This window comes from Enterobacter sp. RHBSTW-00593 (assembly GCF_013784105.1).
In the GTDB taxonomy this organism is placed as follows: Bacteria; Pseudomonadota; Gammaproteobacteria; order Enterobacterales; family Enterobacteriaceae; genus Enterobacter; species Enterobacter ludwigii.
Genome location: NZ_CP056393.1, coordinates 836,280 through 857,637 on the forward strand (window position 1 = coordinate 836,280; position 21,358 = coordinate 857,637).

Sequence of the window (21,358 nt, forward strand, 5' to 3'; positions counted from 1 at the left end):
GTAGCGCTGACAACTGGCGATCGGTAACACGATCGCCTTGCCACGCAAAGAACGGTACCTTCTGGTGCCAATGGGATGGTAAGGAGTTAATTGTGAAAAAGTGGTTATTAGCTGCAGGTCTCGGTTTAGCGATGGCAACCTCTGCTCAGGCAGCAGACAAAATTGCAATCGTCAACATGGGTAATTTGTTCCAGCAGGTTGCACAGAAAACTGGTGTTTCTGCGACGCTGGAAAACGAATTCAAAGGCCGTGCAAGCGAACTGCAGGGTATGGAAAACGATCTTCAGTCCAAAATGCAGCGTCTGCAGCGTGATGGTTCTACCATGAAAGCGAGCGACCGTAGCAAGCTGGAAAAAGACGTAATGGCTCAGCGTCAGACGTTCTCCCAGAAAGCGCAGGCTTTCGAGCAGGATCGTCAGCGTCGTTCTAACGAAGAGCGTGGCAAGCTGGTGACTCGCATTCAGACTGCTGTTAAAGCAGTTGCTGCCGATCAGAGCATCGATCTGGTTGTTGATGCGAATGCCGTTGCTTTCAACAGCAGCGATGTTAAAGACATCACCGCTGATGTTCTGAAACAGGTTAAATAAGTAATGCCTTCAATTCGACTGGCTGATTTAGCTCAGCAGTTGGATGCAGAATTACACGGTGATGGCGATCTCGTCATCACCGCTGTTGCGTCCATGCAATCTGCTAAAGCCGGCACTATTACCTTCATGGTAAGCCCTAAGTACCGTGAGCAACTGGCTCAATGCCAGGCGTCAGCTGTTGTTCTGACGCAGGACGATCTTCCGTTTGCCACTGGAAGCGCGTTGGTAGTGAAAAATCCCTACCTGACGTATGCACGCATGGCACAAATTCTTGATTCCACGCCGCAGCCGGCGCAGGACATTGCTGCCAGTGCAGCGATTGATCCGACGGCTCAGCTTGGTCACAACGTGGCAGTTGGCGCAAATGCCGTTATCGAATCTGGCGTGGTGCTGGGCGATAATGTTGTCATTGGCCCAGGTTGCTTCGTTGGGAAAAATACGAAAATCGGCACCGGGACCCGTTTATGGGCCAACGTGTCTGTTTACCATGAAGTAGAAATTGGCGAAAATTGCCTCATTCAGTCCAGCACAGTGATTGGTTCTGATGGCTTTGGCTACGCTAACGATCGTGGTAATTGGGTTAAGATCCCACAGCTTGGTCGCGTGATTATCGGCGATCGTGTTGAGATCGGTGCTTGTACCACCATTGACCGTGGTGCACTTGACGATACGATTATTGGCAATGGTGTTATCATCGATAACCAGTGCCAGATTGCGCATAACGTTGTGATTGGCGACAATACCGCGGTTGCGGGTGGCGTTATCATGGCGGGCAGCCTGAAAATTGGCCGTTACTGCATGATCGGCGGTGCGAGCGTGATTAATGGCCATATGGAAATATGCGACAAGGTGACCGTGACAGGAATGGGCATGGTAATGCGTCCTATCACCGAACCTGGCGTCTATTCCTCTGGCATCCCGCTGCAACCCAACAAGGTATGGCGTAAAACAGCTGCTCTGGTGATGAATATTGATGATATGAGCAAGCGACTCAAGTCTCTTGAGCGCAAAATCGATCAACAAGACTAAGCGTTCATCCGTTTAATGCTATATTCCCCGGCCTGTCGGCTTTCTTATAAACCGGCAGGCCGTGTTATTATTTTTATCAGTACATTTTGACAGGAAGAGTATTTTGACTACTGACACTCATACTCTGCATATTGAAGAGATTTTAGAACTTCTGCCGCACCGCTACCCGTTTTTGCTGGTAGACCGTGTGCTGGATTTTGAAGAAGGTCGTTTTCTGCGCGCAGTGAAAAATGTTTCCGTGAACGAGCCGTTCTTCCAGGGACACTTCCCGGGTAAACCTATCTTCCCGGGTGTGTTGATTCTGGAAGCGATGGCACAGGCTACCGGTATTCTTGCGTTTAAAAGCGTGGGCAAACTGGAGCCGGGTGAGCTGTACTACTTCGCGGGTATCGATGAAGCGCGCTTCAAGCGTCCTGTCGTGCCTGGTGATCAGATGATCATGGAAGTCACTTTTGAAAAAACGCGTCGCGGCCTGACTCGCTTCAAAGGCGTAGCTCTGGTTGACGGCAAAGTTGTTTGCGAAGCGACTATGATGTGTGCTCGTAGCCGGGAGTCTTGATACGTGATTGATAAATCCGCCTTTATTCATCCTACCGCCATTGTGGAAGTCGGTGCCATTATTGGTGCTAACGTCCATATTGGCCCATTTTGTATTGTTGGACCCCATGTCGAAATTGGTGAGGGTACAGTACTGAAATCTCACGTTGTCGTGAATGGTCATACGACTATTGGCTGCAATAACGAGATCTATCAGTTCGCTTCCATCGGCGAAGTAAACCAGGATCTTAAATATGCTGGTGAGTCGACCCGTCTGGAAATCGGCGATCGTAACCGCATTCGCGAAAGCGTCACCATTCATCGTGGAACAGTACAGGGTGGTGGATTGACGAAGGTGGGCAGCGACAACCTGTTTATGGTTAATGCGCATATCGCGCACGACTGTACGGTAGGTAACCGCTGTATTCTTGCCAACAACGCAACGCTGGCAGGACACGTATCGGTAGATGATTTCGCAATTATTGGCGGCATGACCGCAGTCCATCAGTTCTGCATCATTGGTGCACACGTGATGGTCGGCGGATGCTCCGGTGTGGCGCAGGATGTCCCACCGTTCGTCATTGCGCAGGGTAACCATGCCACGCCGTTTGGCGTGAACATCGAAGGCCTCAAGCGTCGTGGCTTTAGCCGCGAAGCGATTACTGCAATCCGCAACGCGTACAAACTGTTGTACCGTAGCGGTAAAACGCTGGAAGAGGCGAAGCCGGAAATTGCCGAGCTGGCGGAGAAGCACCCTGAAGTGAACGAGTTCATGACGTTCTTTGACCGTTCCACAAGGGGTCTGATTCGTTAATGGTCGACAGTCGTCCGCTTACGATAGCCCTGGTCGCCGGAGAAACCTCCGGCGATATTCTTGGTGCAGGTCTTATCCGCGCACTTAAGGCCCGGGTACCCAATGCACGCTTTGTAGGCGTTGCTGGCCCGCTGATGCAGGCCGAAGGCTGTGAAGCCTGGTATGAAATGGAAGAGCTGGCTGTGATGGGCATCGTTGAGGTGCTGGGTCGCCTGCGTCGTCTGCTGCACATTCGTGCCGATCTCACCCGTCGCTTTACCGAACTCAAACCCGATGTGTTTGTCGGTATCGATGCACCGGATTTCAACATTACCCTCGAAGGGAATCTGAAGCAGAAGGGCATCAAAACCATTCATTATGTCAGTCCGTCCGTCTGGGCGTGGCGACAGAAACGCGTTTTCAAAATCGGACGGTCAACCAACCTGGTGCTGGCTTTTCTGCCTTTCGAAAAAGCGTTTTACGACAAATTTAATGTCCCGTGCCGTTTTATCGGTCATACCATGGCGGATGCAATGCCGCTGGATCCGGATAAAAACGCGGCGCGCGATGTGCTGGGTATTCCTCATGATGCGCACTGTCTGGCACTGCTGCCCGGTAGCCGTGGTGCAGAAGTCGAGATGCTCAGCGCGGACTTCCTGAAAACGGCGCAAATCCTTCGCAAGACCTATCCTGACCTCGAAGTGGTTGTGCCGCTGGTGAATGCAAAACGTCGCGAGCAGTTTGAGCGCATCAAGGCGGACGTTGCTCCGGATCTCCATGTTCATCTGCTGGACGGGAAGGGCCGTGAGGCGATGGTCGCAAGCGACGCCGCACTGTTGGCCTCGGGCACCGCTGCGCTGGAGTGTATGCTGGCGAAATGCCCGATGGTGGTAGGCTATCGCATGAAGCCGTTCACCTTCTGGCTGGCGAAACGTCTGGTGAAAACGGACTATGTCTCTCTGCCAAACCTGCTTGCCGGGCGCGAGCTGGTGAAAGAGCTTCTGCAGGATGAGTGCGAGCCGCAGGCGCTGGCCGATGCGTTGTTACCGCTACTGGCCGATGGCAAAACCAGCCACCAGATGCATGATACGTTCCGCGAACTGCATCAGCAGATCCGCTGTAATGCCGATGAACAAGCGGCTGAAGCGGTGCTGGAGTTAGCAAAATGATGGAATTTATTTATCCTCACACCCACCTCGTGGCGGGTGTGGACGAAGTCGGTCGTGGCCCGTTAGTGGGTGCAGTGGTGACCGCTGCGGTGATCCTCGATCCTGCTCGCCCGATTATCGGGTTAAACGACTCTAAAAAATTGTCTGAAAAGCGCCGTCTGGCGCTGTTTAGTGAGATTCAGGAAAAGGCACTGGCCTGGAGCCTGGGGCGTGCAGAGCCGCATGAGATCGACGAACTCAATATTTTGCATGCCACTATGCTGGCGATGCAGCGTGCGGTGGCGGGTCTGAAAATTACCCCGGAGTATGTCCTGATTGACGGAAACCGCTGCCCTGCGTTGCCGATGCCGTCAATGGCGGTGGTGAAAGGCGATAGCCGGGTCGCAGAAATCAGTGCGGCTTCTATCATTGCCAAAGTGACGCGTGATGCCGAAATGGCCGCGCTGGACCTCACTTACCCTCAGTATGGCTTCGCCCAGCATAAGGGTTATCCAACGGCCTTTCATCTGGAAAGGCTGGCTGAACATGGCGCAACTGAACATCACCGACGCAGCTTTGGCCCGGTGAAACGCGCGCTGGGACTGGTGTCCTGAATCAATACGCAAGCAATTAAGTAACGCGGAATCTGAAGATGGCTGAACCACGTTTCGTACACCTGCGGGTGCATAGCGACTACTCCATGATCGATGGGCTGGCGAAGACCGGGCCGCTGGTAAAAAAGGCGGCCTCGCTTGGCATGCCTGCGCTGGCGATCACCGATTTTACCAACCTGTGTGGCCTGGTGAAGTTCTACGGAGCGGCACATGGCGCGGGGATGAAACCCATCGTTGGTGCGGATTTTCACGTCCAAAGCGATCTTATCGGCGATGAATTGACGCAAATCTCCGTGTTAGCGATGAATAACGTGGGGTATCAAAACCTGACTCTGCTTATCTCCAAAGCCTATCAGCGCGGCTATGGCGCACTGGGGCCGTGGATCGACCGGGACTGGCTGGCTGAGCTGAACGACGGGCTGCTGCTGATCTCCGGCGGCCGTATGGGTGATGTCGGCAAATGTCTGCTGCGTGGCAACAGTGCGCTGGTGGATCAGTGCGTGTCGTTCTATGAAGAACATTTCCCGGATCGTTACTACCTTGAGCTGATCCGAACCGGTCGGCAGGACGAAGAGAGTTACCTGCACGCCGCGGTTGCGCTGGCTGAAGAACGCGGCCTGCCCGTGGTGGCAACCAATGACGTGCGTTTCCTTGAGCCTGGCGATTTTGACGCGCATGAGATTCGCGTCGCGATCCATGATGGCTTCACGCTTGACGATCCGAAACGTCCGCGTAACTACTCGACGCAGCAGTACATGCGCAATGAAGAAGAGATGTGCGAACTCTTCTCCGATATCCCGGAAGCGCTGGAGAACAGCGTTGAGATAGCCAAACGCTGTAACGTCACCGTGCGCCTTGGCGAATACTTCCTGCCGCAGTTCCCGACCGGGGACATGACCACGGAAGACTTCCTGGTCATGAAGTCAAAAGAAGGCCTCGAAGAGCGTCTGGAATTCCTCTTCCCGGATGAAGAAGAGCGTAAAAAGCGTCGTCCAGAATATGACGAGCGCCTGGATATTGAACTCCAGGTGATCAACCAGATGGGTTTCCCGGGCTACTTCCTGATCGTTATGGAGTTTATCCAGTGGTCGAAGGATAACGGCGTACCGGTTGGACCGGGGCGTGGCTCCGGTGCGGGCTCGCTGGTGGCCTATGCACTCAAAATTACCGATCTCGACCCGCTGGAATTTGACCTGCTGTTTGAACGTTTCCTTAACCCGGAACGTGTCTCGATGCCCGACTTTGACGTCGACTTCTGCATGGAGAAACGCGACCAGGTTATTGAACACGTGGCGGACATGTACGGCCGCGACGCGGTATCGCAGATTATTACCTTCGGTACGATGGCAGCGAAAGCGGTTATTCGCGACGTTGGCCGTGTACTGGGGCATCCGTACGGTTTTGTCGATCGTATCTCTAAACTGGTGCCACCTGACCCAGGTATGACGCTGGCAAAAGCGTTTGAAGCTGAACCACAGCTGCCAGAAATCTACGAAGCCGATGAAGAAGTTAAAGCGCTGATCGATATGGCCCGTAAGCTGGAAGGCGTCACGCGTAACGCCGGTAAGCATGCGGGTGGGGTGGTTATCGCGCCGACCAAAATCACCGATTTTGCGCCGCTATACTGCGATGAAGCGGGCCAGCATCCGGTCACCCAGTTTGACAAGAACGACGTCGAATACGCCGGGCTGGTGAAGTTTGACTTCCTCGGTCTGCGTACGCTCACCATCATCAACTGGGCGCTGGAGATGATCAACGCCCGTCGTGAGAAGAACGGCGAGCCGCCGCTGGATATCGCGGCCATCCCGCTTGATGATAAGAAAAGTTTCGACATGCTGCAGCGCTCGGAGACCACCGCCGTCTTCCAGCTTGAATCCCGCGGCATGAAAGATTTGATTAAGCGCCTGCAGCCTGACTGCTTCGAAGATATGATCGCACTGGTGGCGCTGTTCCGTCCGGGCCCGCTACAGTCAGGGATGGTAGATAACTTTATCGACCGTAAGCACGGGCGTGAAGAGATTTCCTATCCGGATGTGCAGTGGCAGCACGAGTGCCTGAAGCCCGTTCTGGAGCCAACCTACGGCATTATCCTGTACCAGGAACAGGTTATGCAGATTGCCCAGGTGCTCTCTGGCTACACCCTTGGCGGCGCGGACATGCTGCGTCGTGCGATGGGTAAGAAAAAGCCGGAAGAGATGGCCAAGCAGCGCGGCACCTTCGAAGAAGGCGCAAGAAAAAACGGTATTGATGGCGAGCTGGCGATCAAAATCTTTGACCTGGTAGAGAAATTCGCCGGGTACGGATTTAACAAATCCCACTCTGCTGCCTATGCTTTGGTCTCTTACCAGACGCTGTGGCTGAAAGCGCACTATCCTGCTGAATTTATGGCGGCGGTTATGACTGCCGATATGGACAACACCGAGAAGGTGGTTGGCCTGGTCGATGAGTGCTGGCGCATGGGGCTTAAGATCCTGCCGCCGGATATCAACTCCGGTCTCTATCATTTCCACGTCAACGAGCACGGGGAAATTGTTTACGGGATTGGCGCGATCAAAGGCGTGGGTGAAGGCCCGATTGAGGCGATCCTCGAAGCGCGTAACAACGGCGGTTATTTCCGCGAGTTGTTCGATCTTTGCGCCCGTACGGACACCAAAAAACTGAACCGCCGCGTGCTCGAAAAACTGATCATGTCCGGCGCGTTCGACAGGCTGGGGCCGCATCGTGCCGCGCTGATGAACTCTCTCGGCGATGCGCTGAAAGCGGCGGATCAGCACGCCAAAGCGGAAGCGATCGGTCAGGCGGATATGTTTGGCGTACTGGCGGAAGAGCCAGAGCAGATAGAGCAGTCTTATGCCAGCTGCCAGCCGTGGCCAGAACAGGTGGTGCTGGATGGAGAGCGTGAAACGTTAGGCTTATACCTGACGGGGCACCCCATCACCCAGTACATCAAAGAAATTGAGCGCTATGTCGGAGGCTACAGGCTGAAAGACATGCATCCGACAGAACGTGGTAAAATCACCACGGCTGCGGGGCTCGTGATTGCTGCAAGGGTTATGGTCACCAAGCGCGGCAATCGTATCGGCATCTGTACGTTGGATGACCGTTCCGGGCGTCTGGAGGTGATGTTGTTCACCGACGCGCTGGATAAATACCAGCATTTGCTGGAAAAAGACCGCATACTTATCGTCAGCGGACAGGTCAGCTTTGATGACTTCAGTGGGGGGCTTAAAATGACCGCCCGCGAAGTGATGGACATTGACGAAGCCCGGGAAAAATATGCTCGCGGGCTTGCTATCTCGCTGACGGACAGGCAAATTGATGACCAGCTTTTAAACCGACTCCGTCAGTCTCTGGAACCCCACCGCTCGGGGACAATTCCAGTACATCTCTACTATCAGAGGGCGGATGCACGTGCGCGGTTGCGCTTTGGTGCAACGTGGCGTGTCTCTCCGAGCGATCGTTTACTTAACGATCTCCGTGGCCTCATTGGTTCGGAGCAGGTGGAACTGGAGTTTGACTAATACAGGAATACTATGAGTCTGAATTTCCTTGATTTCGAACAGCCGATTGCTGAGCTGGAAGCGAAAATCGATTCTCTGACAGCGGTAAGCCGTCAGGATGAAAAACTGGATATTAACATCGATGAAGAAGTGCATCGTCTGCGTGAGAAAAGCGTAGAACTGACGCGCAAAATCTTTGCCGATCTCGGCGCATGGCAGATCGCCCAGCTGGCGCGTCATCCACAGCGTCCGTACACCCTGGATTATGTCCGCCTGGCGTTTGACGAATTTGACGAACTGGCAGGCGATCGCGCTTACGCTGACGACAAAGCTATCGTCGGCGGCATCGCACGTCTGGACGGGCGCCCGGTGATGATCATTGGTCATCAGAAAGGCCGTGAAACCAAAGAGAAAATTCGTCGTAACTTTGGTATGCCGGCACCAGAAGGCTACCGTAAAGCCCTGCGTCTGATGGAGATGGCTGAGCGTTTCAAGATGCCCATCATCACCTTCATCGACACCCCGGGTGCGTATCCTGGCGTGGGCGCGGAAGAGCGTGGCCAGTCAGAAGCCATCGCGCGTAACCTTCGCGAGATGTCTCGCCTGAAGGTGCCGGTCATCTGTACCGTTATCGGTGAAGGGGGTTCCGGTGGTGCGCTGGCGATTGGCGTGGGCGATAAAGTGAATATGCTGCAGTACAGCACCTATTCCGTTATCTCCCCGGAAGGTTGTGCCTCTATTCTGTGGAAGAGCGCCGATAAAGCGCCTCTGGCTGCAGAAGCGATGGGCATCATTGCCCCACGTCTGAAAGAGCTGAAGCTGATCGACTCCGTGATCCCTGAACCTCTGGGTGGCGCGCATCGTAAGCCGGAAGTGATGGCGGCTTCCCTGAAAGCGCAGCTGCTGGCAGACCTGGCGGACCTGGATGTCCTGAGCACAGAAGATCTGCTCAACCGTCGTTACCAGCGTCTGATGACCTACGGTTACGCGTAAGCTTCACAATTATCCTAAAAGCCGCACATTGTTGCGGCTTTTTTTATGCCTGCCGTTTACCTTAACTATGCTTAGCTAATGTTTTTCAAGGAGGTAAACCGTGAACATCATCGCCATTATGGGGCCGCACGGCGTCTTTTATAAAGACGAGCCCATTAAGGAGCTGGAGCAAGCCCTTCAGTCCCGCGGGTACCAGCTGATTTGGCCGCACAATAGCGCCGACCTGCTGAAATTTATCGAGCACAACCCTCGCATCTGTGGCGTGATCTTCGACTGGGACGAGTACGACATGGAGTTGTGCAGCGATATCAATAAGCTGAACGAATATCTCCCGCTGTACGCTTTTATTAATACCCACTCGACAATGGACGTGAGCGCTCATGATATGCGAATGGCGCTGTGGTTCTTTGAATACTCACTCGGTGTCGCGGAAGATATTGCGACCCGTATTCAGCAGTACACCGGTGAATATCTCGATAACATCACGCCACCGTTTACCCGCGCGCTGTTCACTTACGTCAAAGAAGGCAAATACACCTTCTGCACGCCTGGCCATATGGCCGGGACGGCCTATCAAAAAAGCCCGGTGGGTTGTTTGTTCTATGATTTCTTCGGGGGCAACACGCTTAAAGCGGACGTGTCGATTTCCGTCACTGAACTCGGATCGCTGCTCGATCACACCGGACCGCACCTGGAAGCTGAAGAATACATTGCCCGGACTTTTGGTGCCGAGCAGAGTTATATGGTGACCAACGGCACCTCGACATCAAACAAAATCGTCGGAATGTACGCCGCACCCGCCGGCAGCACCTTGCTGATTGACCGTAACTGCCACAAGTCGCTGGCTCATCTGTTGATGATGAGCGATGTCGTGCCGTTATGGCTCTCCCCGACGCGAAACGCGCTTGGGATCCTCGGCGGGATCCCGCGTCGTGAATTTAGCCACGCCGCGATTGAACATAAGGTCGCGGCGATCCCGGGGGCAAGCTGGCCGATCCATGCGGTCATCACTAACTCCACCTATGACGGTCTGCTCTATAACAGCAACTGGATTAAGCAGACGCTGGATGTGCCGTCGATCCACTTTGACTCCGCGTGGGTGCCATACACCAACTTTCACCCGATTTACGCGGGAAAAAGCGGCATGAGCGGTGAGCGCGTGCCGGGCAAAGTGTTTTTCGAAACGCAGTCGACGCACAAAATGCTGGCCGCGTTTTCTCAGGCCTCGCTTATTCACATCAAAGGCGAGTACGACGAAGAGACGTTTAACGAAGCCTTTATGATGCACACCACCACCTCGCCAAGCTATCCGCTGGTGGCCTCTATTGAAACGGCGGCGGCAATGCTGCGCGGGAATCCGGGCAAGCGTCTGATCAATCGGTCTGTTGAGCGGGCGCTGCATTTCCGTAAAGAAGTCCAGCGGCTTAAAGATGAAGCGGACGGCTGGTTCTTCGATATCTGGCAACCCGAAGAGATTGATGAGGCCGAGTGCTGGCCTGTCTCACCCGGCGAGAGCTGGCACGGTTTTCGCGATGCCGACGCCGACCATATGTTCCTCGACCCGGTGAAGGTAACGATCCTGACGCCGGGGATGGACGAACAGGGCACGATGAGTGACGAAGGCATTCCTGCTGCTCTGGTGGCAAAATTCCTTGATGAGCGTGGCGTAGTGGTGGAGAAAACCGGCCCGTATAACCTCTTGTTCCTGTTCAGTATTGGGATAGATAAAACCCGTGCGATGGGCTTATTGCGCGGACTGATGGAGTTTAAGCGCGCTTACGATCTCAACCTGCGGGTGAAAAATATGCTGCCGGATCTTTATGCTGAAGATCCTGACTTCTACCGCAATATACGCATTCAGGATCTGGCTCAGGGGATCCATCGGCTGATCCGTCAGCACGATCTGCCGCGCCTGATGCTGCAGGCGTTTGACGTGCTGCCGGAGATGAAGTTGACCCCACACAAGGCCTGGCAACGTCAGGTGAAAGGGGAGGTTGAAACCGTTGAGCTGGAAAATCTGGTCGGGCGCGTGTCGGCTAACATGATCCTGCCTTATCCGCCGGGCGTACCGTTGTTGATGCCGGGGGAGATGATCACCGAAGAGAGTCGGGCGGTGCTCGATTTTCTGCTGATGCTCTGCTCAGTGGGGCGCCACTATCCGGGCTTTGAGACTGATATTCACGGGGCGAAGCGCGATGAGCAAGGGGTTTACTGGGTGCGAGTCCTAAAATAAGGGCGACAGCTTGCCAGGCCCGGGTTGTCGGTTGTAACGTTCAGGCATCATAAAAAGGAGAAGCTATGCTGGGTTTAAAACAGGTTCACCATATTGCGATCATTGCCACCGATTACGCAAAAAGTAAGGCCTTCTACTGCGATATTCTGGGCTTTACGTTGTTAAGCGAGGCTTACCGTGAGGAGCGTGACTCCTGGAAAGGCGATCTCGCTTTAAACGGGCAATATGTGATTGAGCTGTTCTCTTTTCCTTTTCCGCCAGCACGTCCGTCCCGCCCGGAAGCCTGCGGCCTGCGCCACCTTGCCTTTAGCGTCGACGACATTGATCGCGCCGTAAAACATCTGGAGACCCACGGCGTGAAGTGCGAAGCGATTCGTATCGATCCGTTCACGGACAAGCGTTTTACCTTTTTCAACGATCCGGATGGCCTTCCGCTGGAGCTTTACCAGCAGTAATTTCCACCCTGTGTGATAATGCCCGCTCAGTTCGGGCATTTTTATGTGTGATTTTCTATGACCCTACCCGCGATTGCTCAAGCCGTTTCACCGTACCGCCAGCTGCTGGTGGGGTTTAGCGGTGGCCTGGATTCCACCGTTCTGCTCCACCGTCTCAAACTCTGGCGTGACAACGAGCCTGATATTCAGCTTCGGGCGATGCACATTCATCACGGGTTAAGCCCGCACGCGGATGCGTGGGTGGCACACTGCGAGGCGGTGTGTGCGGCATGGGCGATCCCGCTGACTGTTGAACGTGTACATCTTCATGATGAGGGGCTGGGCATTGAGGCGCAGGCGCGTAAAGCACGCTATGCCGCTTTTGCCGCTGAATTACAGCCTGACGAAGCGCTGGTCACGGCGCAGCATCTCGATGACCAGTGCGAGACGTTATTACTGGCCCTCAAACGAGGAAGCGGCCCGGCGGGATTATCCGCGATGCCAGAACGGGCTGATTTCGCCGGATCGCACCTCCTTCGCCCACTGCTTGGCGAGACGCGAGCCTCGCTGGAAACGTGGGCACGGGAACACGGGCTGAGCTGGATTGAAGATGAAAGCAACCAGGATGACCGCTATGACCGTAACTTCCTGCGTCTGCGTGTCGTACCGCTTCTGAGCGAGCGCTGGCCGCACTTTGCAGAAGCGGCAGCACGCAGCGCCATGCTGTGCGCTGAACAGGAGAGTCTGCTGGATGAGCTGCTGAGCGAAGTGCTGGCGGAACTGATTACCGAGCAGGGATCGCTTACCATCGCACCGCTGGAAGCGATGAGCCCGGCGCGTCGGGCCGCATTGTTACGACGCTGGCTGGCCTCTCACGGTGCCGCTATGCCGTCGCGGGCAATGCTGGCTCGTCTCTGGGATGAAGTCGCCCTGGCACGGGAAGATGCTACGCCGTGTGTGCACCTGAACGGTTTCGATGTCAGACGCTATAAAGGGGCGCTCTGGTGGGTTAAATCATCCCCCTCACTCGCCGACAGGGTGCTCGACTGGCCGTCGCTTGCGGAACCGCTGCTGTTGCCCTGTGATGCCGGTCGTGTGTCTCTGGTGCCAACCGGCCATGTGCGTCTGCCTGAACCCGGGGAACCGGTAACCGTGCGCTTTAAGGCGGGCGGTCTGCTGCATATTGTCGGGCGCAACGGAGGGCGAAAGCTGAAGAAAATCTGGCAGGAGAGCAATGTGCCACCCTGGCGACGCGATACCACGCCGCTACTTTTCTACGGTGAAACGCTGATTGCTGCAGCAGGGGTATTCATTACGCAAGAGGGGTGGGCAGAAACGGGCATGCAGTTTGAGTGGAAAGCGTAACGGGCAGCCGGGCTGCCCGTTAGTGTCATCAGGATTCGCTCACCACAACGGTGCCGATTTGCGGGTGGCTGAAACTGGCAATTTTGTCCAGACGTAGCTCACGCGTCGCCCCGGCATCTTCCACTATCAGATATTCCACATTCTTTCGCGAAACCAGGTCGCTGGCTTTTGCCTTCAACACTTCGCCATCTTTTAGCTCCAGCGTCAGTATTAAATGATGCTGGCAGGCGAGTTCGAGGTTGTCATAGTCATCACAATTGATGGGTTGATAAGTTTCATTCATTGACATAATCGCTCACCAGTAAATTCGCCGCAGCATACGCTGCTTTTTCCCTGACCGATTCTGAAAGGCCCTCATCAGAGGCCACTTCATTAAGCACTTTCAATACACAGCCCAACGCGTCCGGGACATACCCCAGATCTCCGCTGGCGATTTCCGCATACCGTTTGCGAATTAACTCACAATAATTATTCACATCCCCTCCCGCCAGCGCACTGACTTACTGTGAGATATCATTAAGCCTACGAAGATAAACTCGGTTTAGCAAGGTGACTATACCATACTCATTTAAGCAATATCAGCGCCTTGATAGCCGGTGAATGTTCACCCGGGAACAGCCTTTTTATTCCTTTTTCGCTACAATGTGCGCCTGATTCGAAAGGAGTTCTCTCATGGCGCTGAAAGCGACAATTTATAAAGCTGTGGTCAATGTGGCAGATCTTGACCGCAACCAGTTCCTGGATGCGTCACTCACTCTGGCACGCCACCCTTCTGAAACCCAGGAGCGCATGATGCTGCGCCTGCTGGCGTGGATAAAGTATGCTGACGAGCGTCTGCAATTTAGCCGTGGCTTAAGCGCTGAGGACGAGCCAGAGGCCTGGCTGCACAACGATCATCTGGGTATCGATTTATGGATTGAACTCGGTCTGCCGGATGAGCGCCGCATTAAAAAGGCCTGCACGCAGTCCGCTAACGTGGCGTTATTCGCGTATAATCAACGTGCTGCGGAAATCTGGTGGCAGCAAAGCAAGAGCAAGTGCGGGCAGTTTGCCAACCTTACCGTCTGGTATCTGGACGATGAGCAGCTGGCGAAGCTGAGCGAGTTTGCCAGCCGGACGATGGTCCTGCAGGCCACAATTCAGGACGGTGCTATCTGGCTTTCTGATTCTCAGAATAATCTGGAAATTCATTTGACGGCGTGGCAGCCAGCGCCATGATTGTCTTGTCCCGAAACGTTAGCATCCCTGACAATGAGCTGGAGATCACCGCCATCCGTGCTCAGGGGGCGGGTGGACAGCACGTTAACAAGGCTTCAACGGCTATCCATTTGCGCTTTGACATTCGGGCCTCCAGCCTGCCAGAGTATTACAAAGAAAGCCTGCTCGCTGCCAGCCATCACCTGATCACCAGTGATGGCGTGATTGTGATTAAAGCGCAGGAGTACCGCAGCCAGGAGTTGAACCGCGAAGCGGCGATTGCCAGACTGGTGTCGATGATTAAAGAATTAACGACAGTGCAAAAAAGCCGTCGGGCAACGCGACCGACCCGCGCATCGAAAGAGCGTCGGCTATCGTCGAAGGCCCAAAAATCCACAGTGAAAGCACTACGCGGTAAAGTTCGTCGCCCTACGGAGTGACGAAAAGGAACACAATTTCATAAGGAATTCATTGTGAAAAAAGCATTATTGTCAGCGCTGGCAGTGAGTACGCTGTTTGCGCTTTTCGGGTGTAACAACCGTTCTGAAACGCAGGTCGTGCAGCCTGCGCAGAATGAAGAGTTAAAACCAATGCAGCAGAGCTGGCGCGGCGTTTTACCGTGTGCCGACTGCGAGGGCATTGAAACGTCACTGTTCCTGCAGAAAGACGGTACCTGGGTTATGAACCAGCGTTATCAGGGGGCGAAAGAACCATCTTCCTTTGCGTCCTACGGGACATGGGCGCGTACGGCTGAGAAGCTGGTACTGACGGATACCACCGGTGAGAAAACCTATTTCCGCGCCAAAGGTGAAGGGATGGAGATGCTCGACCGCGAAGGCAATCCGATTGAGTCCCAGTTCAACTATACGCTGGCCCCGGTGAAAGCGGCCCTGCCTGCAACGCCAATGCCAATGCGTGGGATGTATTTCTATATGGCGGATGCGGCGATCTTTACCGACTGCGCCACCGGCAAGAAAATCAGCGTGGCGAACAATGCGCAGCTGGAGCGTGATTACGCTGTTGCGCGCGGCAATGACAGCAAGCCTGTCCTGCTGACGGTAGATGGTCACTTTACGCTGGAGCCGAACCCGGACAGCGGAGAGCTGGTGAAAACGCTGGTGGCAGATAAAGACGCGAAGTTTGTTGCGGGCAAAGACTGTAACAGTAAATAAGCCGATATCGACCCATTAAAAAACCCCGCCTGAGCGGGGTTTTTTGTTGAACGTTAACCTTTGATGGCTTTCACCAGGTAATCAAGAATGTCGCCAGTCTTGATCATCTGCTTTTCACCACTGCGACGGTATTTGTATTCAATGTCGTCGCTGTCGAGGTTACGGTCGCCGATGACTACGGTGTGCGGGATACCGATCAGTTCCATATCGGCAAACATCACGCCTGGACGCTCTTTACGGTCATCCATCAGCACTTCGATACCCTGAGCGCGCAGCTCGGAGTAAAGTTTTTCGGCCAGCTCCTGCACGCGGTAAGACTTGTGCATGTTCATTGGCAGAATAGCCACCTGGAACGGGGCGATATTGTCTGGCCAGACGATGCCACGTTCGTCGTAGTTTTGCTCAATGGCGGCTGCAACCACACGCGTCACACCGATACCGTAGCAACCCATGGTCAGGATCTGGTTGCGGCCATCTTCCCCCTGAACGGCGGCATTCAGCGCGCGGGAATATTTATCCCCCAGCTGGAAGATGTGGCCCACTTCGATACCGCGTTTGATCATCAGGGTGCCCTGGCCGTCCGGGCTTGGATCGCCTGCCACCACGTTACGGATATCAGCCACTTCCGGCGTCGCGACATCGCGATCCCAGTTGATGCCGAAGTAATGTTTACCGTCGATGTTAGCGCCAGCGGCGAAGTCGCTCATTGCGGCTACCGTACGGTCAATAACCACCGGAACCGGCATATTCACCGGGCCCAGAGAGCCAGGACCTGCGTTCACGACGGCACGGATTTCCGCTTCCGTTGCGAACGTCAGCGGGCTGGCAACCTGAGGCAGCTTCTCAGCTTTCACTTCGTTCAGTTCGTGATCGCCACGCACCAGCAGGGCAACCAGCGGGTACGCGCTACCTTCGGTGGATTTCACCAGCAGGGTTTTTACCGTTTTTTCGACGGGCAGGTTGAACTGCTCAACCAGCTCGGCAATGGTTTTTGCGTGAGGTGTATCAACCAGCGTCATCTCTTCGGTTGCAGCAGCACGTGGCGCTTTAGGGGCCAGCGCTTCTGCAAACTCGATGTTCGCGGCGTAATCAGAAGAGTCAGAGAAGATGACATCGTCTTCGCCGCTCTGAGCCAGAACCTGGAACTCATGAGACGCGCTTCCGCCGATAGAACCGGTATCAGCCTGCACAGCACGGAAATCCAGACCCATACGGGAGAAGATTTTGCTGTAAGCCTCGTACATTTTGTCGTAGGTCTCTTGCAGCGATTCCTGAGACGTATGGAAAGAGTAAGCATCTTTCATCAGGAATTCGCGTGAGCGCATGACGCCGAAACGTGGGCGAACTTCATCACGGAACTTGGTCTGGATCTGGAAGAAGTTCAGCGGCAGCTGTTTGTAAGAGCTCAGCTCATTACGAATCAGGTCGGTAATGACTTCTTCATGCGTTGGGCCGAGGACGAATGGACGCTCGCCACGATCAACGAAACGCAGCAGCTCAGGGCCGTATTGCTCCCAGCGGCCGCTCTCCTGCCACAGGTCAGCGGGCTGAACCACAGGCATGGACACCTCGATAGCACCGGCGTTGTTCATCTCTTCACGCACGATGTTTTCGACTTTTTTCAGGACGCGCACGCCGGTCGGCAGCCAGGTATATAACCCGGAGGCCAGCTTGCGGATCATCCCGGCGCGCAGCATCAGCTGATGGCTGATCACTTCGGCGTCGGCAGGCGTCTCCTTCAGAGTGGAGAGCAGATATTGGCTAGTACGCATGTTGTTACGGTTCCATTTCGACGATTGGAACAGGCTGAAACACCAGCCTGAGACAAAAAAAGTGATTTAGTTTACCAGTGTGGCAAAGATGCCAAAAGAGAGGAGGACAAAATTACCTGGGTTCAAGGGCAAACACTTCAAAACCTGCCCCGGTCACGCGCCAGCGAACGTTAAAATCCAGCAGCCAGACGGCGTAGGTTTTCCCGGCGTCCTCTTCTTTACGATAGGCCGGACGGGGGTCCTGAGCCAGCACTTCGGTGATAAAGTCACGAAGGCGGGGATAGCGTGTTTCCAGCTGCTCAAGCTGCGTGGTTATCTCAGCCGTGAAGTGAACAGGCATATCTGCCTGCGGTGCTTCCTGAGCATAGCTTGCGCGGGCGTCGGGTAACGCTTCGGCAAAGGGGAGATACGGCTTGATATCGATAACCGGCGTGCCATCAACCAGGTCAAGGCTGCCTAACTCCAGTATGACCTGATCCTTCTGACAGCGTATACCTTTCAGTTCGACCAGCGACATCCCGACAGGGTTTGGACGGAAGGTTGAGCGCGTCGCAAACACGCCCATCCTGGCGTTGCCTCCCAGACGAGGAGGGCGTACGGTCGGACGCCAGCCACCTTCCATCGTCTGGTGAAACACAAACACAACCCATAAGTGGCTGAATGCTTCGAGCCCGCGTACGGCATCGGCCTGATTGTAGGGCGCGATCAAGTGAATCTCGCCACCGCTGGTGACCAGACCTGGCTGGCGTGGCACGGCGAACTTCTCTTTATAGGGAGAGCGAATAACGCCTATCTGTTCGAACTGAAATGAACTCATTTCGCCGTAATGTTCAGCGCCGAGCCGATGCAAACCGCCTGACGGTAGCAACCCGGTGTTCCACTGGTCACTTCGCAGCTATGCAGCAGAACCGCGTTGGCTTTCATTTTTGCCGCGTTGATCTGCATGCGTTTACGCGCTGTTGGGATATTCGGTGGAGAGTCCTGATTGGTAGCCTGACAGGATTCGCCGCTTACTTCACCCAGTTCACGGAAAGGTTTACCCACGAGTTCGTCAGCTTTGGTAATAATGCGAACCGGCGCAGGGCGAGGCGCTTTCGGTTTTACGGGTTCTGCTTTTGGCGGGGTTGCCGTGCTTTGGACAGGTTCAACAGGAGATCTGCTTAGCATAGAACAGCCGCTCAGCATGAGTGCTAAAAGACAGATCGGTAAAGCACGCATAATAATTCCTCAATGGATAATCAAAACGTCAGATATTGAATCAGTTGACTGCACAAATGACAAGACGGGCATAAGCCCGTCTTGATGATATTACACTGAGGTGAGATTACCAGCCCTTAACAGCGCCGCCGTTAAACACTTTGTTGGCTTCCTGGTAAACTTCGTCAGACTGATAAGCCTGTACGAACTTCTTCACGTTTTCCGCATCTTTGTTGTCTTCGCGAGTCACGATCAGGTTTACGTACGGGGAGTCTTTGTCTTCAACGAAGATACCGTCTTTCGCTGGCGTCAGGCCAATCTGGCTGGCGTACGTGGTGTTGATAACGGCCAGGGCAATCTGCGCGTCGTCGAGAGAACGTGGCAGCTGTGGGGCTTCCAGCTCAACAATTTTCAGATTTTTCGGGTTCTCGGTGACATCCAGAACGGTTGGCAGCAGGCCAACACCGTCTTTCAGTTTAATCAGGCCCACTTTCTGCAGCAGCAGCAGGGAACGGCCAAGGTTGGTTGGGTCGTTAGGGACGGCAACCTGAGAGCCTGGCTGCAGTTCGTCCAGAGATTTAATTTTCTTGGAGTAACCGGCAATAGGGTAAACAAAGGTGTTACCCACACCCACCAGTTTATAGCCGCGATCCTTGATCTGCTGATCCAGGTAAGGTTTGTGCTGGAAGGCGTTGGCGTCGATATCGCCTTTGCTCAGCGCTTCGTTCGGCAGAACGTAATCGTTAAAGGTCACCAGCTCAACGTCCAGACCATACTTCTCTTTCGCGACTTTCTGCGCGACTTCAGCAACCTGCTGTTCTGCACCCACGATAACGCCCACTTTGATGTGGTTTGGATCTTTTTCGTCCTGACCGCAACCCACCAGTGCCAGAGAGCCGATCAGCGCGCCTACCGCTGCAAAGGTCTTTAATTTAAACGCCATGTTATATCCTTAACTCGTCGAGTTTGTGTTGTGTGTAACGTTATTTGTGAGTAACAGTCCGGACGATGCGATCGCCAGAGAACTGGATTAAGTAAACCAGCACAACCAGCAATACCAGAACGGTATTCATTACGGTAGCGTTATAACCAATATAGCCGTACTGGTAGCCAATCTGGCCTAAACCGCCGGCGCCAACGGCACCGCCCATCGCGGAATAACCCACCAGAGTAATCAACGTAATGGTTGCCGCATTCACCAGCCCTGGCAGCGCTTCAGGTAGCAGGACTTTACGCACGATCTGCATTGGCGTTGCCCCCATCGCGCGGGAAGCCTCGATCAAACCGGTCGGAATTTCCAGCAGGGCGTTTTCCACCATACGGGCGATAAACGGCGCAGCTCCTACGGTCAGCGGAACGATGGCTGCCTGCAAACCGATAGACGTTCCCACGATCACACGGGTAAATGGAATCATCCACACCAGCAGAATAATGAACGGGATAGAACGGAAGATATTCACCAGTGCAGACAGGGTGCGATACAGCTTCGCGTTCTCAATGATTTGTCCCGGGCGCGTCACATACAACAGCACGCCGACCGGCAGACCAATCACAAAACCAAAGAAGCCTGATACAAAGGTCATTGCCAGCGTTTCCCAAACGCCGCGAACCAGCAGCCACATCATCGGCTCAGACATAACCCAGTACCTCTACTTTTACGTGATGTTCTTGCAGCCAGGCAATGGCCGCCTGGGTTTCTGCTTGTGTGCCGTGCATTTCCGTCAGCATGATGCCGAACTTCACGCCACCGGCGTAATCCATTTGCGCGCTGATGATGTTGTTATTCACATTAAAGCGGCGCGCGGTTTCGGACAGCAGCGGTGCATCGACGGACTGGCCAGTGAACTCCATACGCAGCATCGGGACGCTGTCAGCGGTCGATTCTGTTTTTAAACGCTCCAGATAATCTTCCGGAATATCCAGGTGCAGCGTGGACTGAATAAACTGTTGTGCCAGTGGTGTTTTCGGATGGGAAAACACTTCGCTGACCGTGTCTTGCTCAATCAACTCACCGTTGCTGATTACCGCGACGCAATCACAGATGCGTTTCACCACGTCCATTTCATGTGTAATAAGGAGAATGGTCAGGCCGAGGCGACGGTTGATGTCCTTCAGCAGCTCCAGAATGGAACGCGTAGTGGCGGGATCTAATGCGCTGGTGGCTTCATCGCACAGCAGCACTTTCGGGTTGCTTGCCAGCGCGCGGGCAATGGCCACACGCTGCTTTTGTCCGCCGGACAGGTTTGCCGGGTAGCTATCGTGTTTATCACCCAGACCGACGAGATCCAGCAGTTCGGTTACGCGACGCTTAACTTCTTCTTTTGGCGTGTTGTCCAGTTCCAGCGGTAAGGCAACGTTGCCAAACACCGTACGGGAGGCCAGCAGGTTAAAGTGCTGGAAGATCATGCCAATCTGGCGGCGTGCTTTCGTCAGTTCTTTCTCTGAAAGGGCGGTCAGTTCCTGCCCGCCTACTTCTACACGACCCTGGGTTGGGCGCTCAAGCAGGTTAACACAACGGATCAGCGTACTTTTACCTGCACCCGATGCGCCAATGACGCCATAAATTTGACCAGCAGGAACATGCAGACTGACATTGTTCAGCGCCTGAATGGTTCGGTTCCCCTGCTGGAACACTTTGGTGATATTGGAAAGTTTAATCATTAGATTATTTTTATCGTATGTAAGTTAGCCGTGGCATTTTCTTCTGCCAGATACGGGTGATGACCGTAAACAAAACGGATGTTAAGGCATCCAGACGTCTAAATCAATCCAACTCTGTACGATGAG

Annotated in this window: 22 protein-coding genes; 14 read left to right on the plus strand and 8 right to left on the minus strand. The window is 54.3% G+C overall.

The window, feature by feature from the left end; all coding sequences use genetic code 11:
* Positions 1-92 precede the first annotated feature (92 nt).
* The 11 genes from skp (at position 93) to tilS (ending at position 13,233) form a co-directional block, all read left to right on the plus strand.
* The gene (gene skp / locus HV242_RS03955) at positions 93-587 is read left to right on the plus strand and encodes a molecular chaperone Skp (protein ID WP_020882619.1); all 495 of its coding nucleotides are present in this window, start codon (positions 93-95) and stop codon (positions 585-587) included.
* A gap of 3 nt (positions 588-590) precedes the next feature.
* Complete coding sequence (lpxD, locus tag HV242_RS03960; protein ID WP_181616909.1) at positions 591-1,616, plus strand: UDP-3-O-(3-hydroxymyristoyl)glucosamine N-acyltransferase; 1,026 nt, start codon at positions 591-593, stop codon at positions 1,614-1,616.
* Between the two features lie 103 nt (positions 1,617-1,719).
* Positions 1,720-2,175 (plus strand): 3-hydroxyacyl-ACP dehydratase FabZ, encoded by a 456-nt coding sequence (fabZ, locus tag HV242_RS03965; RefSeq protein WP_010426706.1) that lies wholly within the window; start codon positions 1,720-1,722, stop codon positions 2,173-2,175.
* Positions 2,176-2,178: 3 nt separating this feature from the next.
* On the plus strand, positions 2,179-2,967 hold the full coding sequence (gene lpxA / locus HV242_RS03970) for an acyl-ACP--UDP-N-acetylglucosamine O-acyltransferase (RefSeq protein ID WP_020882620.1): 789 nt from the start codon (positions 2,179-2,181) through the stop codon (positions 2,965-2,967).
* A complete protein-coding gene (lpxB, locus tag HV242_RS03975) occupies positions 2,967-4,115 on the plus strand; it encodes a lipid-A-disaccharide synthase (RefSeq protein WP_032681631.1) in 1,149 nt (382 codons plus the stop codon). The genes lpxA and lpxB overlap by 1 nt, the downstream gene beginning before the upstream one ends.
* Positions 4,112-4,708, plus strand: a complete 597-nt coding sequence (gene rnhB, locus HV242_RS03980; RefSeq protein ID WP_014168714.1) for a ribonuclease HII — start codon at positions 4,112-4,114, stop codon at positions 4,706-4,708. Before lpxB ends, rnhB begins: the two co-directional genes overlap by 4 nt.
* Before the next feature lie 38 nt (positions 4,709-4,746).
* The gene (gene dnaE, locus HV242_RS03985; protein WP_014168715.1) at positions 4,747-8,229 is read left to right on the plus strand and encodes a DNA polymerase III subunit alpha; all 3,483 of its coding nucleotides are present in this window, start codon (positions 4,747-4,749) and stop codon (positions 8,227-8,229) included.
* 12 nt (positions 8,230-8,241) lie between these two features.
* Entirely contained in the window at positions 8,242-9,201 is a 960-nt protein-coding gene (accA, locus tag HV242_RS03990; RefSeq protein ID WP_014168716.1) for an acetyl-CoA carboxylase carboxyl transferase subunit alpha, read from the plus strand.
* A gap of 100 nt (positions 9,202-9,301) precedes the next feature.
* The gene (locus HV242_RS03995; RefSeq protein WP_050737482.1) at positions 9,302-11,434 is read left to right on the plus strand and encodes a lysine decarboxylase LdcC; all 2,133 of its coding nucleotides are present in this window, start codon (positions 9,302-9,304) and stop codon (positions 11,432-11,434) included.
* Positions 11,435-11,499: 65 nt separating this feature from the next.
* Positions 11,500-11,889, plus strand: a complete 390-nt coding sequence (locus HV242_RS04000) for a VOC family protein (RefSeq protein ID WP_014168718.1) — start codon at positions 11,500-11,502, stop codon at positions 11,887-11,889.
* 57 nt (positions 11,890-11,946) lie between these two features.
* Entirely contained in the window at positions 11,947-13,233 is a 1,287-nt protein-coding gene (gene tilS / locus HV242_RS04005) for a tRNA lysidine(34) synthetase TilS (protein WP_044866466.1), read from the plus strand.
* Positions 13,234-13,261: 28 nt separating this feature from the next.
* On the opposite strand, the gene rof is transcribed toward tilS, so the two are convergent.
* Positions 13,262-13,522 carry a Rho-binding antiterminator gene (gene rof, locus HV242_RS04010; RefSeq protein WP_014168720.1) on the minus strand — a complete coding sequence of 87 codons (261 nt, stop codon included), beginning with the start codon at positions 13,520-13,522 and terminating at the stop codon, positions 13,262-13,264.
* Positions 13,509-13,709, minus strand: coding sequence for a YaeP family protein (locus HV242_RS04015; protein ID WP_014168721.1), 201 nt, complete (start codon positions 13,707-13,709; stop codon positions 13,509-13,511). Before HV242_RS04015 ends, rof begins: the two co-directional genes overlap by 14 nt.
* 196 nt (positions 13,710-13,905) lie before the next feature.
* Here HV242_RS04015 and HV242_RS04020 point away from each other — a divergent pair, with 196 nt between their 5' ends.
* The 3 genes from HV242_RS04020 to nlpE are packed head-to-tail and all read left to right on the plus strand — an operon-like array spanning position 13,906 to position 15,602.
* Positions 13,906-14,451 carry a YaeQ family protein gene (locus tag HV242_RS04020; RefSeq protein ID WP_014168722.1) on the plus strand — a complete coding sequence of 182 codons (546 nt, stop codon included), beginning with the start codon at positions 13,906-13,908 and terminating at the stop codon, positions 14,449-14,451.
* Positions 14,448-14,870 carry an alternative ribosome rescue aminoacyl-tRNA hydrolase ArfB gene (arfB, locus tag HV242_RS04025; RefSeq protein WP_050737481.1) on the plus strand — a complete coding sequence of 141 codons (423 nt, stop codon included), beginning with the start codon at positions 14,448-14,450 and terminating at the stop codon, positions 14,868-14,870. Before HV242_RS04020 ends, arfB begins: the two co-directional genes overlap by 4 nt.
* A 33-nt stretch (positions 14,871-14,903) precedes the next feature.
* Positions 14,904-15,602 (plus strand): envelope stress response activation lipoprotein NlpE, encoded by a 699-nt coding sequence (gene nlpE, locus HV242_RS04030; RefSeq protein WP_014168724.1) that lies wholly within the window; start codon positions 14,904-14,906, stop codon positions 15,600-15,602.
* Positions 15,603-15,655: 53 nt separating this feature from the next.
* Here nlpE and proS read toward each other — a convergent pair whose 3' ends face one another.
* The 6 genes from proS to metN all read right to left on the minus strand — a co-directional run bounded on the left by proS (position 15,656) and on the right by metN (position 21,232).
* Positions 15,656-17,374, minus strand: coding sequence for a proline--tRNA ligase (proS, locus tag HV242_RS04035; RefSeq protein ID WP_014168725.1), 1,719 nt, complete (start codon positions 17,372-17,374; stop codon positions 15,656-15,658).
* A gap of 112 nt (positions 17,375-17,486) precedes the next feature.
* Positions 17,487-18,191: a tRNA (N6-threonylcarbamoyladenosine(37)-N6)-methyltransferase TrmO gene (gene tsaA / locus HV242_RS04040; protein WP_044866467.1), complete on the minus strand. Its 705-nt coding sequence runs from the start codon at positions 18,189-18,191 to the stop codon at positions 17,487-17,489.
* Entirely contained in the window at positions 18,188-18,592 is a 405-nt protein-coding gene (gene rcsF, locus HV242_RS04045; protein WP_014168727.1) for an Rcs stress response system protein RcsF, read from the minus strand. Before rcsF ends, tsaA begins: the two co-directional genes overlap by 4 nt.
* Before the next feature lie 106 nt (positions 18,593-18,698).
* Complete coding sequence (gene metQ, locus HV242_RS04050; protein ID WP_014168729.1) at positions 18,699-19,514, minus strand: methionine ABC transporter substrate-binding lipoprotein MetQ; 816 nt, start codon at positions 19,512-19,514, stop codon at positions 18,699-18,701.
* Positions 19,515-19,554: 40 nt separating this feature from the next.
* On the minus strand, positions 19,555-20,208 hold the full coding sequence (locus HV242_RS04055; RefSeq protein ID WP_014168730.1) for a methionine ABC transporter permease MetI: 654 nt from the start codon (positions 20,206-20,208) through the stop codon (positions 19,555-19,557).
* Positions 20,201-21,232 carry a methionine ABC transporter ATP-binding protein MetN gene (metN, locus tag HV242_RS04060; protein ID WP_014168731.1) on the minus strand — a complete coding sequence of 344 codons (1,032 nt, stop codon included), beginning with the start codon at positions 21,230-21,232 and terminating at the stop codon, positions 20,201-20,203. Before metN ends, HV242_RS04055 begins: the two co-directional genes overlap by 8 nt.
* Positions 21,233-21,358 lie beyond the last annotated feature (126 nt).

Excerpts from the sequence above, each read along its gene's own strand:
- lpxD (WP_181616909.1), top strand. The coding sequence starts at position 591 with ATGCCTTCAATTCGACTGGCTGATTTAGCTCAGCAGTTGGATGCAGAA.
- lpxB (WP_032681631.1), top strand. The coding sequence starts at position 2,967 with ATGGTCGACAGTCGTCCGCTTACGATAGCCCTGGTCGCCGGAGAAACC.
- rnhB (WP_014168714.1), top strand. The coding sequence starts at position 4,112 with ATGATGGAATTTATTTATCCTCACACCCACCTCGTGGCGGGTGTGGAC.
- dnaE (WP_014168715.1), top strand. The coding sequence starts at position 4,747 with ATGGCTGAACCACGTTTCGTACACCTGCGGGTGCATAGCGACTACTCC.
- accA (WP_014168716.1), top strand. The coding sequence starts at position 8,242 with ATGAGTCTGAATTTCCTTGATTTCGAACAGCCGATTGCTGAGCTGGAA.
- HV242_RS04000 (WP_014168718.1), top strand. The coding sequence starts at position 11,500 with ATGCTGGGTTTAAAACAGGTTCACCATATTGCGATCATTGCCACCGAT.
- tilS (WP_044866466.1), top strand. The coding sequence starts at position 11,947 with ATGACCCTACCCGCGATTGCTCAAGCCGTTTCACCGTACCGCCAGCTG.
- rof (WP_014168720.1), bottom strand. The coding sequence starts at position 13,522 with ATGTCAATGAATGAAACTTATCAACCCATCAATTGTGATGACTATGAC.
- HV242_RS04020 (WP_014168722.1), top strand. The coding sequence starts at position 13,906 with ATGGCGCTGAAAGCGACAATTTATAAAGCTGTGGTCAATGTGGCAGAT.
- arfB (WP_050737481.1), top strand. The coding sequence starts at position 14,448 with ATGATTGTCTTGTCCCGAAACGTTAGCATCCCTGACAATGAGCTGGAG.
- proS (WP_014168725.1), bottom strand. The coding sequence starts at position 17,374 with ATGCGTACTAGCCAATATCTGCTCTCCACTCTGAAGGAGACGCCTGCC.
- tsaA (WP_044866467.1), bottom strand. The coding sequence starts at position 18,191 with ATGAGTTCATTTCAGTTCGAACAGATAGGCGTTATTCGCTCTCCCTAT.
- rcsF (WP_014168727.1), bottom strand. The coding sequence starts at position 18,592 with ATGCGTGCTTTACCGATCTGTCTTTTAGCACTCATGCTGAGCGGCTGT.
- metQ (WP_014168729.1), bottom strand. The coding sequence starts at position 19,514 with ATGGCGTTTAAATTAAAGACCTTTGCAGCGGTAGGCGCGCTGATCGGC.
- HV242_RS04055 (WP_014168730.1), bottom strand. The coding sequence starts at position 20,208 with ATGTCTGAGCCGATGATGTGGCTGCTGGTTCGCGGCGTTTGGGAAACG.
- metN (WP_014168731.1), bottom strand. The coding sequence starts at position 21,232 with ATGATTAAACTTTCCAATATCACCAAAGTGTTCCAGCAGGGGAACCGA.